Here is a 19,143-nt window from a genome sequence, read left to right on the forward strand (position 1 = left end):
ATATGCTGGAACAGCAATGGCCCAGCGGTGCTTCCAACACCCTGAGCCGTGGCAGTCACCTAGAAGGAGGTGATGCACATGGAAAATACCACGCTGCGGGCGTTCAAGTACCGCCTGCGCCCCACCAAGGCTCAGGAGGCCCAGCTCACTGAGACGCTCATACTCTGTCAGCGCCTGTACAACGGGATGCTGGAAGAGCGAAGAGGTGCGTACCGGAAGGCAGGCAAGAGCCTCACAGCATACGACCAGATGAAGTCGTTGCCAGAGGTCAAAGCCGCTCTGCCCGAATACGCGAGCGTAAATGCTCAGGTGCTTCAGGACGTAGCGAAGCGATTGGACAAGTCCTTCAAGGGCTTTTTCCGGCGCATCAAAGCAGGCCAAAAAGCCGGGTATCCACGCTTCAAGGGTCGGGACAGGTACGATTCATTCACCTATCCCCAGCCTTCGCAGAACAGCGTGACAGCCGATGGAAAACACATCTATTTGCCCAAAATCGGCAACGTCAGGATTCGGCTACACCGCCCCTTTGCCGGAAAAATCAAGACGCTGGCCGTGAAGAGGGAAGGGGCCGAGTGGTACGCGGTGTTGACCTGCGAAGTACAGAAAGCAAAGCTGTTGCCGCCAACTGGAAGCACCGTGGGGATAGACCTGGGTGTCAACCATCTGGTCATAACCTCAGACGGAGAGTTTGTGGACAACCCACGTTTTCTTCGTTCAGCGCGGAAGCGGCTCAGGGTGGCGCAGCGCTCGCTCTGCCGCAAGAAGCGTGGCTCCAAGCGCCGCAAGAAAGCAAAGGCGGCTGTAGCGAAATTGCACCTCAAGGTGAGACGGCAGCGAGACGACCTGCACCACAAGGTCGCTCGGAAATTGGTACAGCAACACGACCTTATCGCACACGAAGAACTGAACATTACTGGACTGGCCCGAACCCGCATGGCAAACAGCGTGCTGGATGCGGGCTGGGCTGGACTGCTGGACAAACTGGCGAGCAAAGCGGAAGAAGCTGGCCGTCAGTTGATAGGCGTAGACCCCAGGTACACTTCGCAGGATTGTCACCAGTGCGGCCACAGAGAGAAGCACTCTCTTTCCGTACGGGAGTTCACCTGCAAGGGGTGTGGAGCCGTGCTCAACCGGGACATCAACGCCGCTTTGAATATTTTGGCAAGGGCCTTGCCTTCAGTGGGCAACGTAGACCAACGGGTCATGCGTTCACCGAGAAGCCCCGTCCTTCAGGGCGGGGAGTAGGTCACAAGGAACTGGAACTGCGGCTGTGGGCCGCCATTCGGGAACGCTTCGGTCTGGACGACCTGCCACCCGAAGTCAAAGACGCTGACAACGCCGCGCTGCATGCCGAGGCCTGGGAGCTGCTGGGCCCCCCGGCAGGCGACTGGGCCGGCCCCCAGGCCGAGGCCAGCCTCCAGACGGTCCCAGACGCCCGGCACTGGCTCAGCGCAGTCCTTACCCCCCAGGAAGCCCGCAGCGCTTTCCTGCAGCGCTGGGCAGAGCTGGAGGGTCCATCTGCCACTGGCGGCAATCTCAACTGAGTGCATCATCACCCTGTTCCTCACAGAGTTACCGGTGGCACTTTGTTCCCTTTTGGGATTTTCCCGGTGGCACTTTGTTCCCTTTCCCGGTGGCACTTTGTTCCCTTTTGGGATTTTCCCGGTGGCACTTTGTTCCCTTCGGAGGCCAGACCGCCTCCTGAAAGGCCAAAATAGGACAGTTGGCTGTGGAAAACTCTGGCTTTCCCGGTGGCACTTTGTTCCCTTTTGGGATTTTCCCGGTGGCACTTTGTTCCCTTTCCCGGTGGCACTTTGTTCCCTTTTGGGATTTTCCCGGTGGCACTTTGTTCCCTTTCCCGGTGGCACTTTGTTCCCTTTATGAAAAAATGCCGTTCTGGACGGCCTTTTCCGCGCCGCCCTGAATGAATCAATCATTGTTTTTTTCTTCTTTACAAAAACAAATCATTCCATCACTGCAGGGCATCGGAGCCGGCGAAACCGAAAAATGGAAAAGTTGGCATCAACGAGCAACCACACATAAGATCAGCGGTATGGAAATGCAGGGTTCGGACAGGCGGCAAACGCAGGCCGAAACGAACAGAACCCAGGTGGCAGAGCGCAACCTCTCGCGCATCGGGCTGATCAGTGCGCTCAGCCGTGTCCCCGACAACCTGACCAGCTGGAGCCGGGACATCGAAACAGTGCCCTTCGGTTCCGTGAGGGCCACGTGCAGCAGCGCCGGCGGTCATACGGTGCCACACGGCCTGGACAGCGACGTTCTCTTCGGGATTACAAATGCATTCCAGATTGCAGGTTGCCCGGCAGACAACACTATTCGGATCAGCACAGCCGAACTGATCACGCTGAGTAATCTCACCAAATCGGGCAGGCTGTACCAGCAGCTGCAAACCTCGCTGGACCGGCTGCTGCACTCCACCTACTTCCTTTACGAGACGTGGTGTGATGCCCAGGGGAACGCTATGCGCACCCTCAGCATGTCCCTACTCAGAGAAGTGAGCAGCGTGGATAAACAGGCACCGACACGGCCAGACACTCGCTACTCGGCCACCACCCAGCTGAAAATCGTCCTCGACCCTGTCCTGGCCAATTCAATCCGGGACAGCTACCTGAACGAGCTCAACCCTGCTTTGTACCGTGAGCTGTCCAAGCCGATGACGCGGATTCTGTACCGCCTGCTCAGCGAATACCATCTGAATAATGAACACAGCACCCTGACGCTTGAAGTGCACCAGCTCAGCCAGCTGCTCGGTTTCCCTACAAACTACAAGGCAGCCCGTATTCAGCGTGATCTCAGCCCGGCTCACGACGAACTGCTGGCGACTGGGTACCTGAAGGAAGTGACCTACACCGGACGGGGCAAGACCTGCCGAGTCCACTATGCGTTCAATGACGCCGCCAATATCTCCAGTTCCACCTACGCAACCATGCTCACCAGCAGGGGCGTGAGCGAAGGCGCAGCCATGTCCCTGCTGATCAGTTACAGCGAAGAAGACATCATCCAGGCCTGCCAGCGCTTCGACGAACTGGAAACCAGGGGATACGCCATTAAAAATCGTGGTGGGCTGCTCAACGACCTGATTCAACATCCACACAAATACGCAGTGCGGACAATTGAGTCAGAACAAAGCACGCCGAAGAAGAGCAGGCCGGCAAAATCCGAACCCGATCGACTGCTTCCCGAAACGCCTCCCGCCGAACCAAGCGTGGAAGACCGACAGCGTACCTATGCCAATTTGCTGAGTAAAAGAGTCCATGCGGTTTTTACTGCTGAAGAAGAGAACAACATCAGGGCGTTCTACCTCGCAGGCACACTGAACACCTTCGCCGTACAGCAGCTGTGCAGCGCCAAAAACCCTCAACAGGCGCTACAACACATCCTGGTCTCAGATACGGAAGCCTGATCCTGAAAAACCAGGCAAGATAAGGCCATGCCCGACACCGCACGGAGACTCCAGCAGCTGCTGAAGCACTACGGCACCATCTACCCGCAGGCCTGGAAGCAGGCGGAAACGCTGCACCGCACCCGGCAGGGCGAGTGGCCGGACTACTGCTACCTGCCGATGACCCTCACGCACAGCACCGTCCTTGGCACCTACCGGCAAGCAGCACGCCAGCCCGGCTTCCAAACTGGCCTGCCAGAACACGCACTCCAGCTGGTTATGGCGCAGGACACCGCAGTCCTCAGCGCCCTGACCGCGTGGCGGCTCGGTCAGGGAATCTACCGCTTCGACCCCGAACTGCTGCGCGAGCTGTGGGAAACCCCGGCCGAAGGCAGTATTCCGGCCGAACTGCTCACCCGGTTGCCGGAATACTGCCTCTACATCGAAGCGCCGCCAGAAGCGTCGGTCTACGGCAAACCCCTGATCGGCTTTTTCGCGCATCTGGAGTATGACCTGCAGGACCGGCACCCCGAGCTGCGGCTGCTGCTCGACACCGGCGAAACAGCACTCCTGAGCTATCCCGTCCACCTTGGCGGCACCCTGGCCGACAACTTCGTCCATATGGTCAGCGCTGCAGGAATGGCGCAGCCCCCTGGGGGACTCGCCAACACTGCAGAGCAGATGGCCCAGCTGCTCGCGCCGATGGTGTCGTGCCTGCTCTACCTGTGCTCCGAAACCGCTGAATACCGCACGCAGCCCCCTTCAAGACCCAGCGGAAAGAAAATGTACAGACCAGTGGACGGCCCCAAGGTCTGGAACGTCGGAGAACGTATGGGCGCAGCGCTCAGACAGGCCAGAGCGGCCGCCGACACCGGGCCAAGTACAGGCACGGCAGGCAGCACAGGCAGCCACGCCTCTCCCAGAGGCCACCTGCGCCGCGCCCACTGGCATACCTTCCTCCGCGGCCCCAGAAACGGCCAGCAGGAGAGGGTCCTGCGCTGGCTGCCGCCCATTCCCGTTCGCCTGGATCTGGACAGCGAACAGCCAGCAGTCATTCACCGGGTCAAGCCATAAGCTACAGCGTCGCTCATCCAAAGGACTGCAGGATGCGAAAGAAACAACCAACACCACAGAAAAGCAAAACGCCCGAGAAGGCTCCACCTGATCCCAAAATCGTGGAAAAGCGCCGGAAATTCAAAGCCAGCCTTCCCGAACCGCAAAGAAGCATCGGGGCTCAGCTGAAATGGCTCTACGAGAACCAGAAGGCTGCCTTGAGCGATCCGGCCAATCTACACGACTGGAAATGGATAGCGAAGCGGGTAGCTGCCCTGATCGAAGCCGACCTACCACGGCGCAATAACAAGCAGCACATCAGCGTCATATCCAAGGCCGCCGAAACACTCCGAAGACATGACCTGGAAAAAGACACTGGGATCAAACAGCAGCTTCTAACCCTCAGCTACCTCTACAGAAAACCCGAGGGGAGAAAGCCCAAAGCTGAAAAGACGGCCGGGAAAAAGTCGAAACGCCTCCAAAAAGGCAGCGGTCAATCAAGCACCAAGCAGGGCGGGTTCGTACATGGCACCAGCCTCATCACCGTCCCCACACGGTCCATCAGACGCTGGGGAAGGTGATGCACCACCAGTGCTCTGAACAACTGGGCCTGTTCCCTCACTCGCCCTGTCCCTCGCCCCTTGCGGGGCAAGTAAAGGTACGGGAACGGGCCTGACCACATGATTCAACCCCTTCCACACTGCCCCTGATACACAAGGAGTTCTTCTATGACGCATCCCCTTTCCGAAGCCGAACAAGCCATCTTGCTGGTCTGGGCAGACGCAGCCCTGCCCGAACCCTGGATGAGCGAGAACATGACCGATTTCGCCGAGCTGGAGTCCAAAGGCCTGGCCACCGTGGACCTGATGGGCGGTGAGTCGTACAGGCCTACCCCTGCCGGTCTGCTGCTGGGCCGCCAGCTGGCCGGTCAGCAGACGCGGCTGGACAGCAGCGCCGTCATGGAGTTGCTGCAGCAGGCGACGCCCGGCACCTGGAAAGGTGCGGACACCTCCGTCGACGCGCTGAACGAAGAGGGCAGCAACCGAATCTACGCGAACATCCAGCCGGGGCAGCATGAAGAGAAACGGACATCCGACTCCGAACTCCGGGCCGATGCCAAGCTGATGGCCCAGGCCAAGGAGCTAGCCTTCTGGGGCCTGGAACAAAGCGCCGCACTTGCGCGGGTCCGCGCCCTCGCAGAAGAGTGGGCCAATGCCGAGAAAGATGTCAGCGGCAGCGGCAGCTACCTCGCCACGCGGGCGTTCGGCACACACCTGCTCAGCGTCCTTGAAGAGCCTTCCGCAAACGTCCGGGACCCGGCCACCGAAACACCGTGAACATCACAGACGCGCTGGACATCTTCCGACAGAACGTGCCGGGTACGCTCCTCACGCAGGTTGACGCGGCACCCTTGCCATCACTCTCCTTTCAACTGACCAACCCAGAAGAGATCATGGCCATCTGCCAACATGCCAAGCTGCCACTGGCGTTGTATCAGGTCATGCGTCTGGACAAGGCGGCCATGTCTTTTTCTCAGAACGATGAAAAAGACACCGATCTTGAACCCTTGCCAACAGCCGAATCGCTAGACCTGTCAGACCATCCAGCTTTCGGACCCTTCATGGACCGCCTCGGAGAACCCATGATGTTGTCCTTCTTTGTGCCCTATCAGGGACAGACCATCGTGAGCGACGTGGTAGCCGACTGGTGGGATGACTTCTGGGCCGCCGCAGAGACGGCCAAGGCAGACTGGGAAAGCCAGCAACATCACCTTGCCGAGCAGAAAAGGGCAACCTTTGCTACGAGGGCACGGCAGCGCAGGGAACTGCTGGAACAGAAGCTGCCTCATCATCCTGACTTCATTCGGCTGGCCAAGGAGTACCGACCCCGGATCACGGCCATGCGGCTGGTTGCCGGAGAAATCCTTGAGAAAATTGGGGAAAATGTCACCTGGCAGGAGGATGAGACCATCCGCCGAATCGCTGCAGACATCAAGGAAGAGGCCAAAAAGAAGTAGTGGACCAGCTTCTCTATCTTCCGGCCCAGAGCAAAAAACAAGTGCCCCTGCTCTTTACACCCGGAGAGCAGGGGCTAAAAAAGTCCAGATGATCAGCACCAATCGCTGCTGCCTCTTTTTTACAGGTCCAAAATAACATCTTATCGGCATCCCTCACTACGCCAGATGGCTTATCTATGAACCATCTATACTTAGAACAATGAGTTACGACGTTCTTGTTATCGGCGGCGGTTACGCTGGACTGACGGCGGCCCTGTACGCCGCACGCGGCATGTGCCTGGTCGCGGTGGTGCTGGGCGGCCCGCCCCGCAACGCCCGCGGCCAGGGCGTCCACGGCCTGATCTCCAGGGACGGCGCCAGCAGCGCAGACCTGCTAACCCAGGCCAGAGAAGAGCTGTGCCGCTACGGGGTCAAATTCTTTGACGGTCAGGCGGAAACCGTCTGGGGCACAAACGGTGACTTCACCGCTGCGCTCGGCAGTGGGGAAGAGGTCAAAGCCCGCAAGCTGATTCTGGCCACCGGCGTTCAGGACCAGTTGCCAGAGCGCCCCGAAGGCCTCAGAGAACTCTGGGGCAAGCGGGTGCATCACTGCGCGCATTGTTACGGCTGGGAGGTGCGGGACGGGGTGCTGGCGGCCTACCTGCCAGGTGCAGCCTACGGCCCTGAGGTGCTCAGCAATTGGTTCTACTACCGCCGCTACGGGAGGGAGGTCCTGATCTGCTCGGACGGTCCGGTGCAGGCCACCGACGCCGAGCGCGCACGCCTGGAGGAGCACGGCATCACCCTGTGCCAGAGTGCCCTGATGCACATCGAGGACACCGGAGAGGGAGCGCGGCTGCACTTCGCGGACGGCAGCAGCGCAGACGTGGCGGCGCTGTACACGGGCTCCGGGCGGACCCCGAACACCGAGCTGGCCCGGCAACTGGGCTGTGAGCTGAACGAGCAGACCGGGAACATCAAGGTGGACCCAGGCACCAACGAAACCAGCGTCCCTGGTGTGTACGCCGCGGGCGATGTGGCAGGCGGCAACCAGGTCGCGCTGGCCCTGGCCAGTGGCTCACGGGCGGGTATGTTCGCTGACTTTGCCCTGCATGAAGAAGAGCTGCCGGAATGGGCCAGGGAAATGCAGGTGAAATGAGAGCAATCACCGGGGTAACAGCAACCATCCCACATAGGGAACCCTGCCTTTCCCTGGCGGCTGACGCCGCAGCAACAAGGGTATGAGTCTCCTTTCATATCCTGAACGCGGCCCCTGGGGCAATGCCAAGTGGCGTGGCAACTGCAGCGGCTACATCTACCGGCACCTCTTCCAGCTGCTCAGCCCGCAGCGTTTTTGCGACCCGATGGTCGGCAGCGGCACCTCCGTGGACGTCGCCCGCGAAATGGGCATCGAAGCCGTGGGCCTCGACCTGCATTCCGGCTTCAATGTCCTCAGCCAGCCCATCCGGCTCCACCTGCCGGCCCACTGGAACGGACAAGCGGACCTGTGCTTTTCCCACCCGCCCTACCACACGATGGTCACCTACTCCGGGGCACAGTGGGGAAACGAAGCCCACCCGGACGACCTCTCCCGCTGCAGCAATCTGGACGAGTTCTACGAGAAGCTGGCCCTCGCCCTGCTGAACCAGCGTGACAGCGTCAAGGTCGGCGGCATCTACGGCACCCTGCTGGGCGACCTGCGCCAGAAAGGGGCGTACCACGCCCTCGCCTCGGACATTCAGGCCTACCTGCCCAGAAGCGAGCGGCGGGCCATCCTCATCAAGGCCCAGCACAATACGCAGAGCGGCACTCGGACCTACAGCAAGCTGCGCTTCGGGCGCATCGAACACGAGTACATCCTGCTTTACGAGCGTCAGCCCGGACAGGTCTACGCCGTCCTGGCCGAAACGGTCCAAACCCAGCAGGAAACGCGCACCCGCAGCTGGAAAGCCATCATCGGCGCGGCCATCCTGGGCCTGGGCGAAACCTTCACCACCGCCCAGGCGTATCAGGCCGTGATGAACGCGGCTCCCGAACGCATCCAGCAGAGCGAACACTGGCAGGCCAAAGTGCGACAGACCTTGCAGCAACTGCCCGGCCTCACCAACCCTGAGCGCGGCGTCTGGGCACGGGCCGCCTGATGAAGGGGCCGCAGTGGCTGCAAGACATCCGGCCCGGTGAGCTGAGCGCGCGCGTCGAGAATCTGCCGCTGGAGAAGTTGCAGCTGGGCCGCCAGTGCCTGGGGGAAACCCGGCTCCTGATGCGTCTCCTCCTGGGTTTGTTCCTCCTGAGTGCCAGCGTCATCGTGCTCGGGGCGCTGGCCGCCGGGGAACACCTGGTCATGGGCCTGGTGCGCCTGGTCATGTTCCTGCCGGTATGGGGGTACTTTCTTGCACGCGACCTGAAAGCAGCCTGGACGGACGCTCGGCAGGACAGCCCGGCCCTGAGCTGGGAGCTGTGTCAACGCCTCGCAGCGCGCCGCTGGGTTCACTGGTTTGCTGCAAGCGTCCTGCTCGCCCTCACCCTTCAGGTGGCGCTCTGGCAAATACTGTATGCCACCGGGCTCCTTGGCAAAGTCGGTCTTGAGCATGACGGCCTGTTCTACACCCTCATCTTCGGCAGCGCCTCACTGCCACAGCTGGCCACCCTTCAGCTGGCCGAAGCCCTGAGGGCCCTGCTGGGCCTCCTGCGCGGCACCAGCAAGAAGGTGACCCACAAAGAGCCTGCACGGGCCGTGGACCGCCGGGAGCAGGCCGCCCCGTCCATGTAAAGAACTCCCTCACACTGAGACATAGATAGGGAAAAGAGATACGGGCAAATAGTTCATGAAGACACATCAAACCTACAACCTAAATTCAGACCTAGAATGCCCAACATCTATGGAACGCGACCACCAAGTCAGAAGCACACAACACAACCTTTAGATTAATTGAACCGCTGATAATCACAGTCAGCGAGGAGGCGGTACAATGGAATACTTTCTTGGAACAATGTCAATCATCGCAGGATGGCTTTTGGGACAAGCTAGCTTGCAGGTCATACGTACCAGGTATGAAAAGTTCACATGTCATCAAATCTGGCGAGATGTGCATGGCTTCGAATCATACAAGCCACTATGTATGCTATTGATTGTGGCCATGCTCTACGCCGCTTTCGTACACGCCACACCCGTTTTTGGACTACCCCCGAGCACTTCGGCACTCTCGTTAGAAGAGTGGTATGACCTCGTGTTCATAACGTTGTTTATCTCATTGATGCCGTGGTTTATCCTGGATATCATGCAGGCAATTAAGCCTCATCCGAATCCAGACCTCCTCACACCAAGCACCCTTGATGAATCCGGATGGCGCCTCATAAGCGTAGAACCACTTTCTCAAGAGCTCATCTGCACGCTACACCACCCCAGTGCAGGAAAACTGCGTGCGCCGATGCAGGGTGTCCAGCCGGTCCATACAACGTCGGCCCAGCGCTCGCTGTCACGCATTGGCCGAAATCAAAAGGTGGCCATTACCCACCTTGCAGACGGCAGTGTCGGTATATTCATGCCACATCCCTGGGGTAATCTTAAGTCAGAGAAGGCCGAGCGGTACATTCACCTGGGAACAGGGGTCGTGGCATGGGAAGAAGGACAGCAAACCCAATCGTTTGTGATCCCAATAGAGGAAAAGACCTACACTGTCCATAATGTTTTGCCAAACAGGAGCGTATCTAGAGTATGACCACATGGCTTAGACAACTGAGCTTTTCAAAAGTTCCACTTCCTCTTGTCGCGTTCTTTCTGAGCATGGCACCCTACTTACTGCTCGCGCCCACGCTTCTACTGATTTGGCAATCCCCAAGCATGCAATCTGCATCTGACATCGACCAGCGGACCGTGACAGAAGCATTTTTGTGGGTTTCCACTGTGGTAAGCGGCCTGTTTGCCTACATGGGCAAAGTCAAGACCCGCAGAGACGACGCCTTGGCCACATTGATGGCGCTCGTGCCAATATTAATTATCAGCAATCTAAACACTGTAGGTCCATTCGCAACTCTCGTACTGGGTGTTGTCGCTCTGCACCTGACGGTCCAATGGTATTTCACTCTCAAGGAGATCAGGGAAGAACATACGCACCCTGTCGTGCCCGTCTAAGAAGCCCTGATAACTGATCAGCCACCGCAAGCTGGTCGGCAACCACGGAGGAAACGCAGCTTCCATGTGAAACCAACTCCGTGATCCGGTGCACCACCCTGACCTTGCTTCCCAGCAGGGTCAGGGTGGCTCAGTTCTCAGCGTTTATGCGTGGAGGCGTTCAGGAAAGAATCCCTCCCGCTCACGCGGAAGTGGAGGGGTATGACAGATACGGATGCACACCTCCTCAAAGCCCATCAGGCCTACACCCAGGCCGGCAGCAACCTGATCCAGGCCTGGAACCGGGCACAGGCCGCAGAACTTTCCGGACCACGCGATCAGATCAAACGCGCAGCGCAGAACCTGGCCCAGCAGCTTGACGGCAAACCCGCCTGGGAACGGGACGCCTGGCTCACCGCCGCTGAATTGCGGGCCGCCGACCATGCCGGCGAAGCGGGCGGAGCCAGGAGCACCCACGGCTGGAGCGCCGAGCAGTACGCCCAGGAGTTCGCGTCCCCCTGCTGGCCCACAGACTGCCGCCTCGCCTTTGGACAGCTGCTGCGCCAGCTGCTCAGCAAGGAGACCCTATGACCCTCACCAAACCCTCGCCGGTCCCCGGACACCCCCAGCACCTGAGCCCCCTGAGCCAGCCCGCCGCGGACGACCCCATCCACCAGGTCCCCCAGAGCCGCGCCTACGGGCAGGTGCTGGCCGTGGCAGAGGCGTCTCCCAACCCCCGGTACCGCGACGTCACCCACTGGGACCGGGCCAACCTGGCACACAACCCCCAGCAGTTCGTCTGGCTGCTCGGAGAGCACTTCAGCCATCTGCTGCTGTACCGGGGCATCGGTGTCCATGAGGTCCTGGACTATCACCAGCACGACACCCGCGTGCGGGCCTTCGTCTGCGGGGGCGGCCAGCTGCAGGAGGCAGACTTCCCGAAAGCCCACCTCGCGGCTTCGTTTCTGCCGCACTTCTACCACGTCCACACGGAGCATGGCCTCTTCCAGTTGCGGACAGACAACGCCGTTGTCGCCACGTTGCCTCCGGAAGAAGGTGCGGCCCTGCTCAGACGCCAGGAGGAGGTGCGCACCGAGATGAAAGCCGCTGAACCCTGGGACAGCCGGGCGGTCCACGCCCTCCAGGGCGAGCTGCAGGCCACGGCCCGGCGGTACAGGGCGTGAGCTACAAAAACGCACTGTGCAGGCTCAGCCACCAGATCGAGACAGAGGCAGCAGAACCCGAGCAGCTGGTCGGGCTCTCGCAAACCGATATGGACGTGCTGATCGGCCTGATCGAAGAGCAGATAGAACGCAGCAGCGACCCGGATGAGCATCTGGTCCTGGACTTCCTGAGGCTCCAGCTCAGGCCATTGGAGCCTTAATTCCCTCCCGCCTTCCCGGCGGGAGTTCTGTTTGAAAGGAGCCCCATGAGACTGATTCCGCCCCCGCTCTACCCTGAACTGAAACGGCAGTGGCCCCGGCTGCTGACGGAAGACATGCACGCACCAGAGCGCCTGCGCCCCGAACTCGCCCCCCTGCAGGCCTGGTTCCAGAGCGGCGACGACCTGGCCTTTTTCCGGGAACAGGAAACCCGGGGCAGCTGGCACCGTGTGTACAAGGTCGGCCTGATCCGGGAAGGCATCCTCTACCGCTGGAACTCGGCACTGGGACGGGTGCAGCCTCACCCTGACCAGGACTGGGAACTGCGTTTGCCGCTGGACGGCCTGCAGAAGTCCCATTTCGCGGTCATCAGCGCCGTCTCGGAAGGCCTCTTTGGCGGACGGGAGTATCAGCTGGCCCTGGACAGCTCCGAAGCTGCTGACCTGCGCCGCCTGTTCGATACCCGCAAGGCCCGGTGGTTGCGCGTGGGCCGCTGGGCCCGCCCCTCACTGATGGTCGGCGGATTCCTGGCCCTACTCGCTGTGGGCGTGGGGTACCAGGCCTGGGTGCTGATGAGCGTGCCAGGCCTCGTATTCGGGATAGGTAGCGCTTTGGCGGCATTTGCACTCATGCACTGGCACAGCCGTGAGGCCCTGCGGCTGATCCGGGCCTACGAGCAGGGCAACGCCAAACACGGGCTGTACGCCTCCCCGACGGACAGCGACTGGAAGGATGCCCTCAATGCCCTGATCATCGAGCGCTGGCACCCACCCCGACTGGGGCTGGAAGCTGCACCTGACCCTCCCCCAGAAGCGGCACTGCCCAGTGCTGAGCAGGTCCAGCGCGAAACCCTGGAAGGAATGCTGAGCGAGCTGGAACAGCTCAGTCCACAGACCCCCACAGAAGCAGCGCTGCTCGCAAAGCACCATTCAGCGCTGGAACAAGCGGTGGCGGCCAGAACGCCGCCTACACCACCCCAAACCAGAGCCCTCAAAGACACCATCGCCTACCAGCAGGCCTACCTGCGCGAGATCGGAGAACACCTATGACCCAGACCACCACCACCGTCTACCTGGCCCACCTGAATCCCGATGACGACATCCCCACCCTCGGCGACAAGGTCTTTTTCACCCAGGCAGAAGCAGAGCAGGACCTGCTGGAGCTGGCCCTCAATACGGCAAGCGGCATCAGCGACAGCGACCTGGATACAGGGGAACACAATGACCTGTTTCACCCAGACGACAGCCCCCTGGAGAAACTGCAGGCCCTGTATGACAGCGGGTATATCAGCACCCAGGCCGAAGTGCTGAGCCTCTCTCTGCACGGCGACCCGGTGCGGCAACTGCTGGGCGAGGTGGACTGGGAAGACCTGTTCACACAAAAGGAAGTCCTGGTGGCACTCACCGCAGAACTCAGGGAGCAGCAACGCCCGGAAGTGGAAGCCCTCACAGGCCTGGTCTACCTGCTGGACGCCCTGCAGGACATCGGGGACGCCTGCGGCCTGCCGGCATACGAAGATGGGCACGAGCACATCATCCTCAAGGCCGGGCAGTATCTCAACGTCACAATGCGGCAGCATCACTCCACGGACGGGGTGCCGCAGTGTGGCTACGCCGGTTCCGGACCAGCGGACACGGCCCTGAGCATCCTCGCCGCGCTATTGCCCCCGCCCAATCCGCCGGTCAGCGAACAGCTCGCGTCCGAGTTCGGGTACCCAACAAGCAGCGACGACTGGGAAACCTTCGAAGCGGACCTCAGTGAGGCGCGGCAAGGCGCCATAGAGAGCCGCCGCCTGGAACTGGAAGAGGACCCCATGCGGCCGGTGCAGCTGCATGACCGCAGCCGGGTGCCGATGCGGGCCTGGATGCTGCATCAGGCGTTCAAAGAGGAGTTCCTGGCCGGGCTGGATGAAACGCAGGAACACCGCATTCCCAAAGCGCAGATCCGGGAGTGGATCGAGAAGCAAAGCGGCTGAGAACAAGCAAACCAACCAGACCGTCAGGCACACTCAGGGCATGACCGTCCCAACCTTGCCAGGTGCACCCGCTTTGCCGGCAGGCGTCCAGGTGGCCCTGCTTCACCCTGATCCTCTCACCCTCCTGCTCTGGCGCGACTCCGGCCGCCCCCCGACGCCACACCTCTGCGAGGACATCGGCGAGGACTGCGGCCTCTACAGCCCGGTCTTTGCCCCTGACCCCCAGCAGCGCCACCCCGGCGCGGTGGTGATCACAGAAGGCTTCACTGGCCAGCTGTGCACCCACGAGTTCAACTTTCCGGTCCACGGGGACGGCCGCCTGCATTTCTTCCACTCGCGCACCTGCATGCACTGCCGGGTCAATGTCGCCACCGTGCACTCCCGACGGGGCCGGCAGATCAGCTGCGAGTACGGCGGCTGGGCCGTGCGCGCACACATCTTTCACGCCTGGACAGGACGTGGGCCTGTTCCCGGCAGTCTGGAGATTCAGTCATGGCACTGAAATGGAAACGCGGCACAAACTTCGGCTCGGACGGCGAATACCTCACGGCCCAGCATGCGGGTCACAGCTACACCATCCAGCGCCGGACCAGCTTCACGCAGAGCAAAGCCAGCCACGACTACCGGCTGTGGCTGCTCAAAGTGGATGGCGAGGTGCCGGACCAAGGGCGCTGGCTCACGGGGCTGAACACAGTGAAAGCCCAGGCGGAAGCCTTGACAGCCCGAGAGGGCTGAAAAGAGGCTGGGCCGACGTTCCATTCCCCATCAGGAGATACGTATGCAGCAGATCTACACCGCCACCTTGACGTGGACCGGACAAACGCAGAGCCTCGGCCTCCACGCCAACGCCCGCAGCGCCCAATTGGCCTGCTTTCATCACTGCCAGAAAACGGCTGACCACCCCCCAGCCAGCCCAGAGCAGCTGGACTTCCAAGGCGGCACCGGCCACTGGGAAGACATGACGTTCGAGATCACCCAAGTGGACGTTCAGGACCTCGCCGGGAACGAACGGACCCTGCTGCACGGCTACCATGTCACGGACGTTCACACCGCACCCACCCATGACGGCGCCGCGTTCTCCTGCACCGTCCACCATGACGGTAAGGTCATCGGCCACGCTGAGAACAGCGGCACCGGCGGCTGCTCTCTGATTCGGCTGGACCAGCCGTACCGCGCCGCGTTCCAGCAGGCCGCCGAGCAGTGGGCCAACGACACCGGCAACGGCTTCGAAATTGAAGACGCCTTCCTCTACGCCCTGCTGGACTGCGAGCAAAACGACCAGATTGCCAGAAACAACGTTCTGATCCGCACCCATGCAGACAGTAACGAAGACATCATCCTGAAAGGCGTGAACCTCAGCGACCCGCAGATTCTTGCTGCCGAGCCTCAGGCCCATTCACGCTGGATCATCGGTACCGGCTGGAAGGACATCGGCCGCGGGTAACAGACAGTCCCGACCGACAGACGGGAAAGCCGTTCGTCGGTCAGCCACACCTGCTCCTCCCTCTCCCAGGAAAAGCGCCTGGGAGCTGAAAAGGGCATGCAAACCTTCCAATGTGCACAGCTCCTCGGTCAGCCCCCCTTCCAGATCGAGGTTCTTCACCTCGAAACCGCACGCACGGCACTGCGGGCCGCACAGGACGCCGGCAGCGCCCTGATGGTCATCCACCCTGAAGGCCACATCACCGTAGACCCGGACTACAAGGCTTCCAGCCTGGACGCGCTCCAGACCGCCGTCGACGGCTACATTGAACCGGTCACCATCACCCGGCCTCAAGTCTCCCGCAGCGGCCCGTACGTGGCCTACGTGAACGAAGAAGGCCTGATCCACGGCCAAGCGTTTAACCCGCTGGCCGAACAGCTGTTCGGCGTCCAGATCGTCGGTCCCCTGGCCGTCGAAGTCGGCTTCTGCATCGACGCAGCCGGCAACACGGTCCCGGCACCCCTGCAGCCCGCCCAGAGCGCCTGACCCCCTCCAGGAGAACCATGCACCTCACGGAACAAGACATCAAAGAGCTGCACACCTTCGTCACCCACCACGAAGCCCCGGTCCCCGACTTCCTCTTCGAGATGGAACTGGTCGGCCACAAGGACCTCGACAACCCCGAACACCGCCGCCAGCTGGCCACCGAAGCCCACCGCATCCTGCTGAAAGAACATTTGGACCTCCAAGCCGCCTACAGCGCCCTGCAGCAAAAAGCAGAGCGCCTGAGCGAACTGGACCGCGTCCTGGGGTACCAAAGCCAGCAGCGCACCCTCGCGGCCCTGCTCGCACACGTCGGCTCGCAGACCTGCCTCAGTGGCCACCCCAGCTTCGATCTGGACCACCTCGCCCAGCAGCTCGGTGCCGATGTCCTGCAGCTGCACGACGCTGTCCGGCAGGCCTGGGAAGATGGCCTGATGCAAAAAGAACAGCGCTGGACCGGCAGCTGGAAACGAATCCGGCTCACCAGCAAAGGGCAACGGTTCCTGAGCAACCTCCCCAACTGAAAGAAGGCTTCCTTCAAGGAAGCCTCTTTTTTTCTCCGGTCCGGCCAGTCTCACTGCCCTGACCCGCACCTCAGGCTGGACACACCAGCTGCGTTCTGACCGGCGGGCGGGTCAGGTCTGCGCCCAGGGGACGAATCAGGAACGTCTCCTGATCCCCCCAGGCATCCAGCCAGGGAGTAAAACGCAGCCGCTGGCCGCCTTCCAACTCCACCACAATCTCCCGGTCCGTCTCCGAGACCAGTGCCGCCCGCTGCACTTCCAGGCCGCTGCGGCCCATGACGCCCACCAGCTCGTGGCCCTCCGCGCCCCCATACGCCAGCGCCCGGTGCTCCACGAACGCTTCCGAGAGCCGTTCCAGGTACGCGAACGCCCGCGCCGACAGGTAGACCCCCGCTCCTTCCGGACGGGAGCGCAGCTCCCGCAGCACCATCGCCGCCCAGCGGGCCCGCTCCAGCCACAGGCCATAGCGGATGTTCTCCAGCACCTGCCGCAGCGCCCCGTACGGCACCGTATGATCCCCGTCCTCCAGATGCGCAAACGCCCTGAGCCGAATCAGCTTCGTCGCCATAATCTCACGCTGCCGCTGCGCCAGACGCCGCCGCGAGGCTTCCAGGGCAGTCAGTCCTTCCTGAGCCTGAGCAGGAAACAGCGGAATCCGCTGCACCTCGCCTCTGACCTGCTCACCCTCCACCTGCACCGCTGCGTCACCGAACAACTGCCGCAGAAAATCATCCTGCGCAGAAGGCACCGGCAACACCAGATTGGCGGGCGCTGCTTTCGCTCCCACATCCTGAGCTGCTTTCTGAGACATTGCTTTCACTTTCAACTCCTGCATCACTTCCTTGACCAGTTCGGGCAGGGGACGCTCACCAGCGGTCTGCTCACCACGCACGGCTTCCTGGGTCGCCTGCTGCTGCTCGCGGGCCGCCAGCAACTGGGCCAGCGCCGCCGGCATCTCCCCCTGCGTCTGCTGCGCCTGCCATGCCCGCAGCTGCTGGGCCTGCTCCCTGAGCCGTTCACGGGCCGCTGCCACTCTTGCTTGAGGACTGTAAGCTTCTGGACTGGCAACCTCCGAACTGGCAACCTCCAAACTGGGCAGCTCTCCCGCTTCAGGCCGCAGCCGCTCCAGCAACCACAGGTCCTCACGTTCCCCTTCCCTCGGATGCCCCCAACGCCAGCCTGCTTCCCAGGCGCTCTCGCCGTAGGCCAGCCGCAGCGTCTCTGTGGCCCGCGTCAGCCCCACAAACGCCACGCAGCGCTCCTCATCCTCATTCCCGTACGGCAGTGGCATCATCTCCGGGTACAGCACCGTCACCTGCGGCCACTCCAACCCTTTTGCCTTATGGACACTGCTCAGCAGCACGTCCGCTCCCCCGTCATACAGCCGCTTCAGGTAGCTCTGAATCCGGCCCAGCGTGGCCTGTTCCTGGCCTTCCAACACCTGAGAGGCCAGCAAGGATAGGCAGGCGTGCAGGTCACGCAGTTCTTCCAGCCGTTTTTCCGCGTCCTGATCCCCCTGCGCTTTCAAACTTTTGAGCGGCGCACTCACCTTCACCCAGTGCCGCTCCAGCACTCCCGGCAGGGAAGCCGCCGTAAAAGGACGGCTCAGGAACGAGCCGTACTCCAGCAGCCGCTTCTCGATGTTCAGCCCGCGCACGTCCACACTGACACCCTGCTGCAGCAGCCTGAGGGCCAACGCCAGCAGCGGCGCGTTCTTGCGGCACAGCACCGTGTCCCCCCGGCCATACTGCGCCGAGGCCGCCTCCACGTGCTCCACCGTCCCCGCTTTCATCCCAGGCGGGCTCTCGATGAAAGTGCTCACCGCACGGGCCTGCTCGACGTGAGAGGTCGGGCAGCGAAACGACACGGACAGCGGCAGCACCTGAGTGTTCGGACGTTCCCCCAGCGACATGAACAGCTGCGGGTCCGCTGCGGAGTACTGGTAGATGCTCTGCTCCGCATCACCCACCGCCAGGAAGCGTCCAGGGCGCTCTCCCGCAATCAGGCCCAGCAAGAAAGCCTGCCTCAGCGGCGTGAAATCCTGGGCCTCGTCCAGAATCACCACGTGATACTGCCCCAGGTTCAGCCCATGACGGTAGGGCCACCACAGCAGGTCGGTGAAGTCCGGTTTCTCGCGCGTGGCGAACGCCCGGTCGGACTCGGCCTGCAAGGACCGCAGCATCCAGTTCAGGGTGTTCACGATGTCCGGTTCGTTCAGCATCTCCGGTGGGGCGTCCGCCTGATACAGCAGCTCGCGGACCTGAGCACGGTCCAGAGAAACAGCTTCAGACACCGGCACCCACAATCTTTCCCTGGCCGCCGCCCAGACGCGGGCCCACACGCGCCTGTAAAACGCCGAGTCCTCTACGCCGCCTACACGCTCGCACAACCGGTTCACCAGCTTCAATCCCGCTTGATCATCCAGTTCCAGCACGTCATAACGGGGCCGCAGCAGCCTCCAGCCGGCCGCGTGCGCGGTCTGAACAGTCACATGCCCCGGCAAGCGCGGCTGCACGTCCTCTGTGTTGTGTTTGTTGTACACGAAGTAACCAGTGTTCAGGGCCGGGTCCAGATGCCAGGCAGCCTCGCAGACTGTCGTGGTCTTCCCGCTGCCCGCCGTCGCTTTCAGAACCAGGTTCTTCCTGGAGGAAGCCACCAGTTCGATGAACCGGCGTTGCTGCTGCGTGAAGTGTTCGGGAATAGGGCGCATCGGATCTCCTTTACCAGGGCATG

The 19,143-nt window shown here is 61.6% G+C and carries 22 protein-coding genes; 21 read left to right on the top strand and 1 reads right to left on the bottom strand.

Going from position 1 to position 19,143, the window contains the following annotated elements:
* Positions 1-78: 78 nt before the first annotated feature.
* The 21 genes from DEIPR_RS12015 (at position 79) to DEIPR_RS12120 (ending at position 16,410) form a co-directional block, all read left to right on the top strand.
* On the top strand, positions 79-1,245 hold the full coding sequence (locus tag DEIPR_RS12015) for an RNA-guided endonuclease InsQ/TnpB family protein (protein ID WP_013615857.1): 1,167 nt from the start codon (positions 79-81) through the stop codon (positions 1,243-1,245).
* A 679-nt stretch (positions 1,246-1,924) separates the two neighbouring features.
* Positions 1,925-3,424: a replication initiator protein A gene (locus DEIPR_RS12025; protein WP_148231990.1), complete on the top strand. Its 1,500-nt coding sequence runs from the start codon at positions 1,925-1,927 to the stop codon at positions 3,422-3,424.
* A gap of 27 nt (positions 3,425-3,451) precedes the next feature.
* A complete protein-coding gene (locus DEIPR_RS12030) occupies positions 3,452-4,477 on the top strand; it encodes an AcrVA2 family anti-CRISPR protein (protein WP_013615860.1) in 1,026 nt (341 codons plus the stop codon).
* 32 nt (positions 4,478-4,509) lie between these two features.
* Complete coding sequence (locus DEIPR_RS12035; protein ID WP_013615861.1) at positions 4,510-5,037, top strand: hypothetical protein; 528 nt, start codon at positions 4,510-4,512, stop codon at positions 5,035-5,037.
* A gap of 147 nt (positions 5,038-5,184) precedes the next feature.
* On the top strand, positions 5,185-5,793 hold the full coding sequence (locus DEIPR_RS12040) for a hypothetical protein (RefSeq protein ID WP_013615862.1): 609 nt from the start codon (positions 5,185-5,187) through the stop codon (positions 5,791-5,793).
* Entirely contained in the window at positions 5,790-6,473 is a 684-nt protein-coding gene (locus tag DEIPR_RS12045; protein WP_013615863.1) for a hypothetical protein, read from the top strand. The genes DEIPR_RS12040 and DEIPR_RS12045 overlap by 4 nt, the downstream gene beginning before the upstream one ends.
* Positions 6,474-6,672: 199 nt before the next feature.
* On the top strand, positions 6,673-7,611 hold the full coding sequence (locus DEIPR_RS12050) for an NAD(P)/FAD-dependent oxidoreductase (RefSeq protein ID WP_013615864.1): 939 nt from the start codon (positions 6,673-6,675) through the stop codon (positions 7,609-7,611).
* 82 nt (positions 7,612-7,693) lie between these two features.
* Positions 7,694-8,593: a hypothetical protein gene (locus tag DEIPR_RS12055; RefSeq protein ID WP_013615865.1), complete on the top strand. Its 900-nt coding sequence runs from the start codon at positions 7,694-7,696 to the stop codon at positions 8,591-8,593.
* Positions 8,593-9,222: a hypothetical protein gene (locus tag DEIPR_RS12060; protein WP_013615866.1), complete on the top strand. Its 630-nt coding sequence runs from the start codon at positions 8,593-8,595 to the stop codon at positions 9,220-9,222. Before DEIPR_RS12055 ends, DEIPR_RS12060 begins: the two co-directional genes overlap by 1 nt.
* A gap of 199 nt (positions 9,223-9,421) precedes the next feature.
* Positions 9,422-10,171: a hypothetical protein gene (locus tag DEIPR_RS12065; protein WP_013615867.1), complete on the top strand. Its 750-nt coding sequence runs from the start codon at positions 9,422-9,424 to the stop codon at positions 10,169-10,171.
* Positions 10,168-10,584 carry a hypothetical protein gene (locus tag DEIPR_RS14020; RefSeq protein WP_041223067.1) on the top strand — a complete coding sequence of 139 codons (417 nt, stop codon included), beginning with the start codon at positions 10,168-10,170 and terminating at the stop codon, positions 10,582-10,584. Before DEIPR_RS12065 ends, DEIPR_RS14020 begins: the two co-directional genes overlap by 4 nt.
* Positions 10,585-10,785: 201 nt before the next feature.
* On the top strand, positions 10,786-11,154 hold the full coding sequence (locus DEIPR_RS12075) for a hypothetical protein (protein WP_013615869.1): 369 nt from the start codon (positions 10,786-10,788) through the stop codon (positions 11,152-11,154).
* Entirely contained in the window at positions 11,151-11,747 is a 597-nt protein-coding gene (locus DEIPR_RS12080; RefSeq protein ID WP_013615870.1) for a hypothetical protein, read from the top strand. The genes DEIPR_RS12075 and DEIPR_RS12080 overlap by 4 nt, the downstream gene beginning before the upstream one ends.
* Positions 11,744-11,947, top strand: a complete 204-nt coding sequence (locus DEIPR_RS12085) for a hypothetical protein (protein WP_013615871.1) — start codon at positions 11,744-11,746, stop codon at positions 11,945-11,947. Before DEIPR_RS12080 ends, DEIPR_RS12085 begins: the two co-directional genes overlap by 4 nt.
* A 45-nt stretch (positions 11,948-11,992) precedes the next feature.
* Positions 11,993-12,994 (top strand): hypothetical protein, encoded by a 1,002-nt coding sequence (locus DEIPR_RS12090; RefSeq protein ID WP_013615872.1) that lies wholly within the window; start codon positions 11,993-11,995, stop codon positions 12,992-12,994.
* On the top strand, positions 12,991-13,920 hold the full coding sequence (locus DEIPR_RS12095) for a hypothetical protein (protein ID WP_013615873.1): 930 nt from the start codon (positions 12,991-12,993) through the stop codon (positions 13,918-13,920). Before DEIPR_RS12090 ends, DEIPR_RS12095 begins: the two co-directional genes overlap by 4 nt.
* Positions 13,921-13,960: 40 nt before the next feature.
* Positions 13,961-14,422, top strand: a complete 462-nt coding sequence (locus tag DEIPR_RS12100; RefSeq protein ID WP_148231991.1) for a hypothetical protein — start codon at positions 13,961-13,963, stop codon at positions 14,420-14,422.
* Positions 14,413-14,655 carry a hypothetical protein gene (locus DEIPR_RS12105; RefSeq protein WP_013615875.1) on the top strand — a complete coding sequence of 81 codons (243 nt, stop codon included), beginning with the start codon at positions 14,413-14,415 and terminating at the stop codon, positions 14,653-14,655. Before DEIPR_RS12100 ends, DEIPR_RS12105 begins: the two co-directional genes overlap by 10 nt.
* A 43-nt stretch (positions 14,656-14,698) precedes the next feature.
* The gene (locus DEIPR_RS12110) at positions 14,699-15,364 is read left to right on the top strand and encodes a hypothetical protein (protein WP_013615876.1); all 666 of its coding nucleotides are present in this window, start codon (positions 14,699-14,701) and stop codon (positions 15,362-15,364) included.
* Between the two features lie 96 nt (positions 15,365-15,460).
* The gene (locus DEIPR_RS12115) at positions 15,461-15,889 is read left to right on the top strand and encodes a DUF3846 domain-containing protein (RefSeq protein ID WP_013615877.1); all 429 of its coding nucleotides are present in this window, start codon (positions 15,461-15,463) and stop codon (positions 15,887-15,889) included.
* Positions 15,890-15,906: 17 nt separating this feature from the next.
* Positions 15,907-16,410 (top strand): hypothetical protein, encoded by a 504-nt coding sequence (locus DEIPR_RS12120; protein ID WP_013615878.1) that lies wholly within the window; start codon positions 15,907-15,909, stop codon positions 16,408-16,410.
* A gap of 70 nt (positions 16,411-16,480) precedes the next feature.
* Here DEIPR_RS12120 and DEIPR_RS12125 read toward each other — a convergent pair whose 3' ends face one another.
* Positions 16,481-19,120 carry a UvrD-helicase domain-containing protein gene (locus DEIPR_RS12125; protein WP_013615879.1) on the bottom strand — a complete coding sequence of 880 codons (2,640 nt, stop codon included), beginning with the start codon at positions 19,118-19,120 and terminating at the stop codon, positions 16,481-16,483.
* Positions 19,121-19,143 lie beyond the last annotated feature (23 nt).

The sequence above is a fragment of the Deinococcus proteolyticus MRP genome, from assembly GCF_000190555.1.
Lineage (GTDB): Bacteria > Deinococcota > Deinococci > Deinococcales > Deinococcaceae > Deinococcus > Deinococcus proteolyticus.

What these genes read in the sequence shown, in the direction of transcription:
- DEIPR_RS12035 (WP_013615861.1), top strand. Translation starts at nt 4,510, where the DNA reads ATGCGAAAGAAACAACCAACACCACAGAAAAGCAAAACGCCCGAGAAG.
- DEIPR_RS12125 (WP_013615879.1), bottom strand. Translation starts at nt 19,120, where the DNA reads ATGCGCCCTATTCCCGAACACTTCACGCAGCAGCAACGCCGGTTCATC.
- DEIPR_RS12095 (WP_013615873.1), top strand. Translation starts at nt 12,991, where the DNA reads ATGACCCAGACCACCACCACCGTCTACCTGGCCCACCTGAATCCCGAT.
- DEIPR_RS14020 (WP_041223067.1), top strand. Translation starts at nt 10,168, where the DNA reads ATGACCACATGGCTTAGACAACTGAGCTTTTCAAAAGTTCCACTTCCT.
- DEIPR_RS12065 (WP_013615867.1), top strand. Translation starts at nt 9,422, where the DNA reads ATGGAATACTTTCTTGGAACAATGTCAATCATCGCAGGATGGCTTTTG.
- DEIPR_RS12040 (WP_013615862.1), top strand. Translation starts at nt 5,185, where the DNA reads ATGACGCATCCCCTTTCCGAAGCCGAACAAGCCATCTTGCTGGTCTGG.
- DEIPR_RS12015 (WP_013615857.1), top strand. Translation starts at nt 79, where the DNA reads ATGGAAAATACCACGCTGCGGGCGTTCAAGTACCGCCTGCGCCCCACC.
- DEIPR_RS12025 (WP_148231990.1), top strand. Translation starts at nt 1,925, where the DNA reads ATGAATCAATCATTGTTTTTTTCTTCTTTACAAAAACAAATCATTCCA.
- DEIPR_RS12055 (WP_013615865.1), top strand. Translation starts at nt 7,694, where the DNA reads ATGAGTCTCCTTTCATATCCTGAACGCGGCCCCTGGGGCAATGCCAAG.
- DEIPR_RS12120 (WP_013615878.1), top strand. Translation starts at nt 15,907, where the DNA reads ATGCACCTCACGGAACAAGACATCAAAGAGCTGCACACCTTCGTCACC.
- DEIPR_RS12105 (WP_013615875.1), top strand. Translation starts at nt 14,413, where the DNA reads ATGGCACTGAAATGGAAACGCGGCACAAACTTCGGCTCGGACGGCGAA.
- DEIPR_RS12075 (WP_013615869.1), top strand. Translation starts at nt 10,786, where the DNA reads ATGACAGATACGGATGCACACCTCCTCAAAGCCCATCAGGCCTACACC.
- DEIPR_RS12110 (WP_013615876.1), top strand. Translation starts at nt 14,699, where the DNA reads ATGCAGCAGATCTACACCGCCACCTTGACGTGGACCGGACAAACGCAG.
- DEIPR_RS12060 (WP_013615866.1), top strand. Translation starts at nt 8,593, where the DNA reads ATGAAGGGGCCGCAGTGGCTGCAAGACATCCGGCCCGGTGAGCTGAGC.
- DEIPR_RS12030 (WP_013615860.1), top strand. Translation starts at nt 3,452, where the DNA reads ATGCCCGACACCGCACGGAGACTCCAGCAGCTGCTGAAGCACTACGGC.
- DEIPR_RS12100 (WP_148231991.1), top strand. Translation starts at nt 13,961, where the DNA reads ATGACCGTCCCAACCTTGCCAGGTGCACCCGCTTTGCCGGCAGGCGTC.
- DEIPR_RS12090 (WP_013615872.1), top strand. Translation starts at nt 11,993, where the DNA reads ATGAGACTGATTCCGCCCCCGCTCTACCCTGAACTGAAACGGCAGTGG.
- DEIPR_RS12080 (WP_013615870.1), top strand. Translation starts at nt 11,151, where the DNA reads ATGACCCTCACCAAACCCTCGCCGGTCCCCGGACACCCCCAGCACCTG.
- DEIPR_RS12115 (WP_013615877.1), top strand. Translation starts at nt 15,461, where the DNA reads ATGCAAACCTTCCAATGTGCACAGCTCCTCGGTCAGCCCCCCTTCCAG.
- DEIPR_RS12050 (WP_013615864.1), top strand. Translation starts at nt 6,673, where the DNA reads ATGAGTTACGACGTTCTTGTTATCGGCGGCGGTTACGCTGGACTGACG.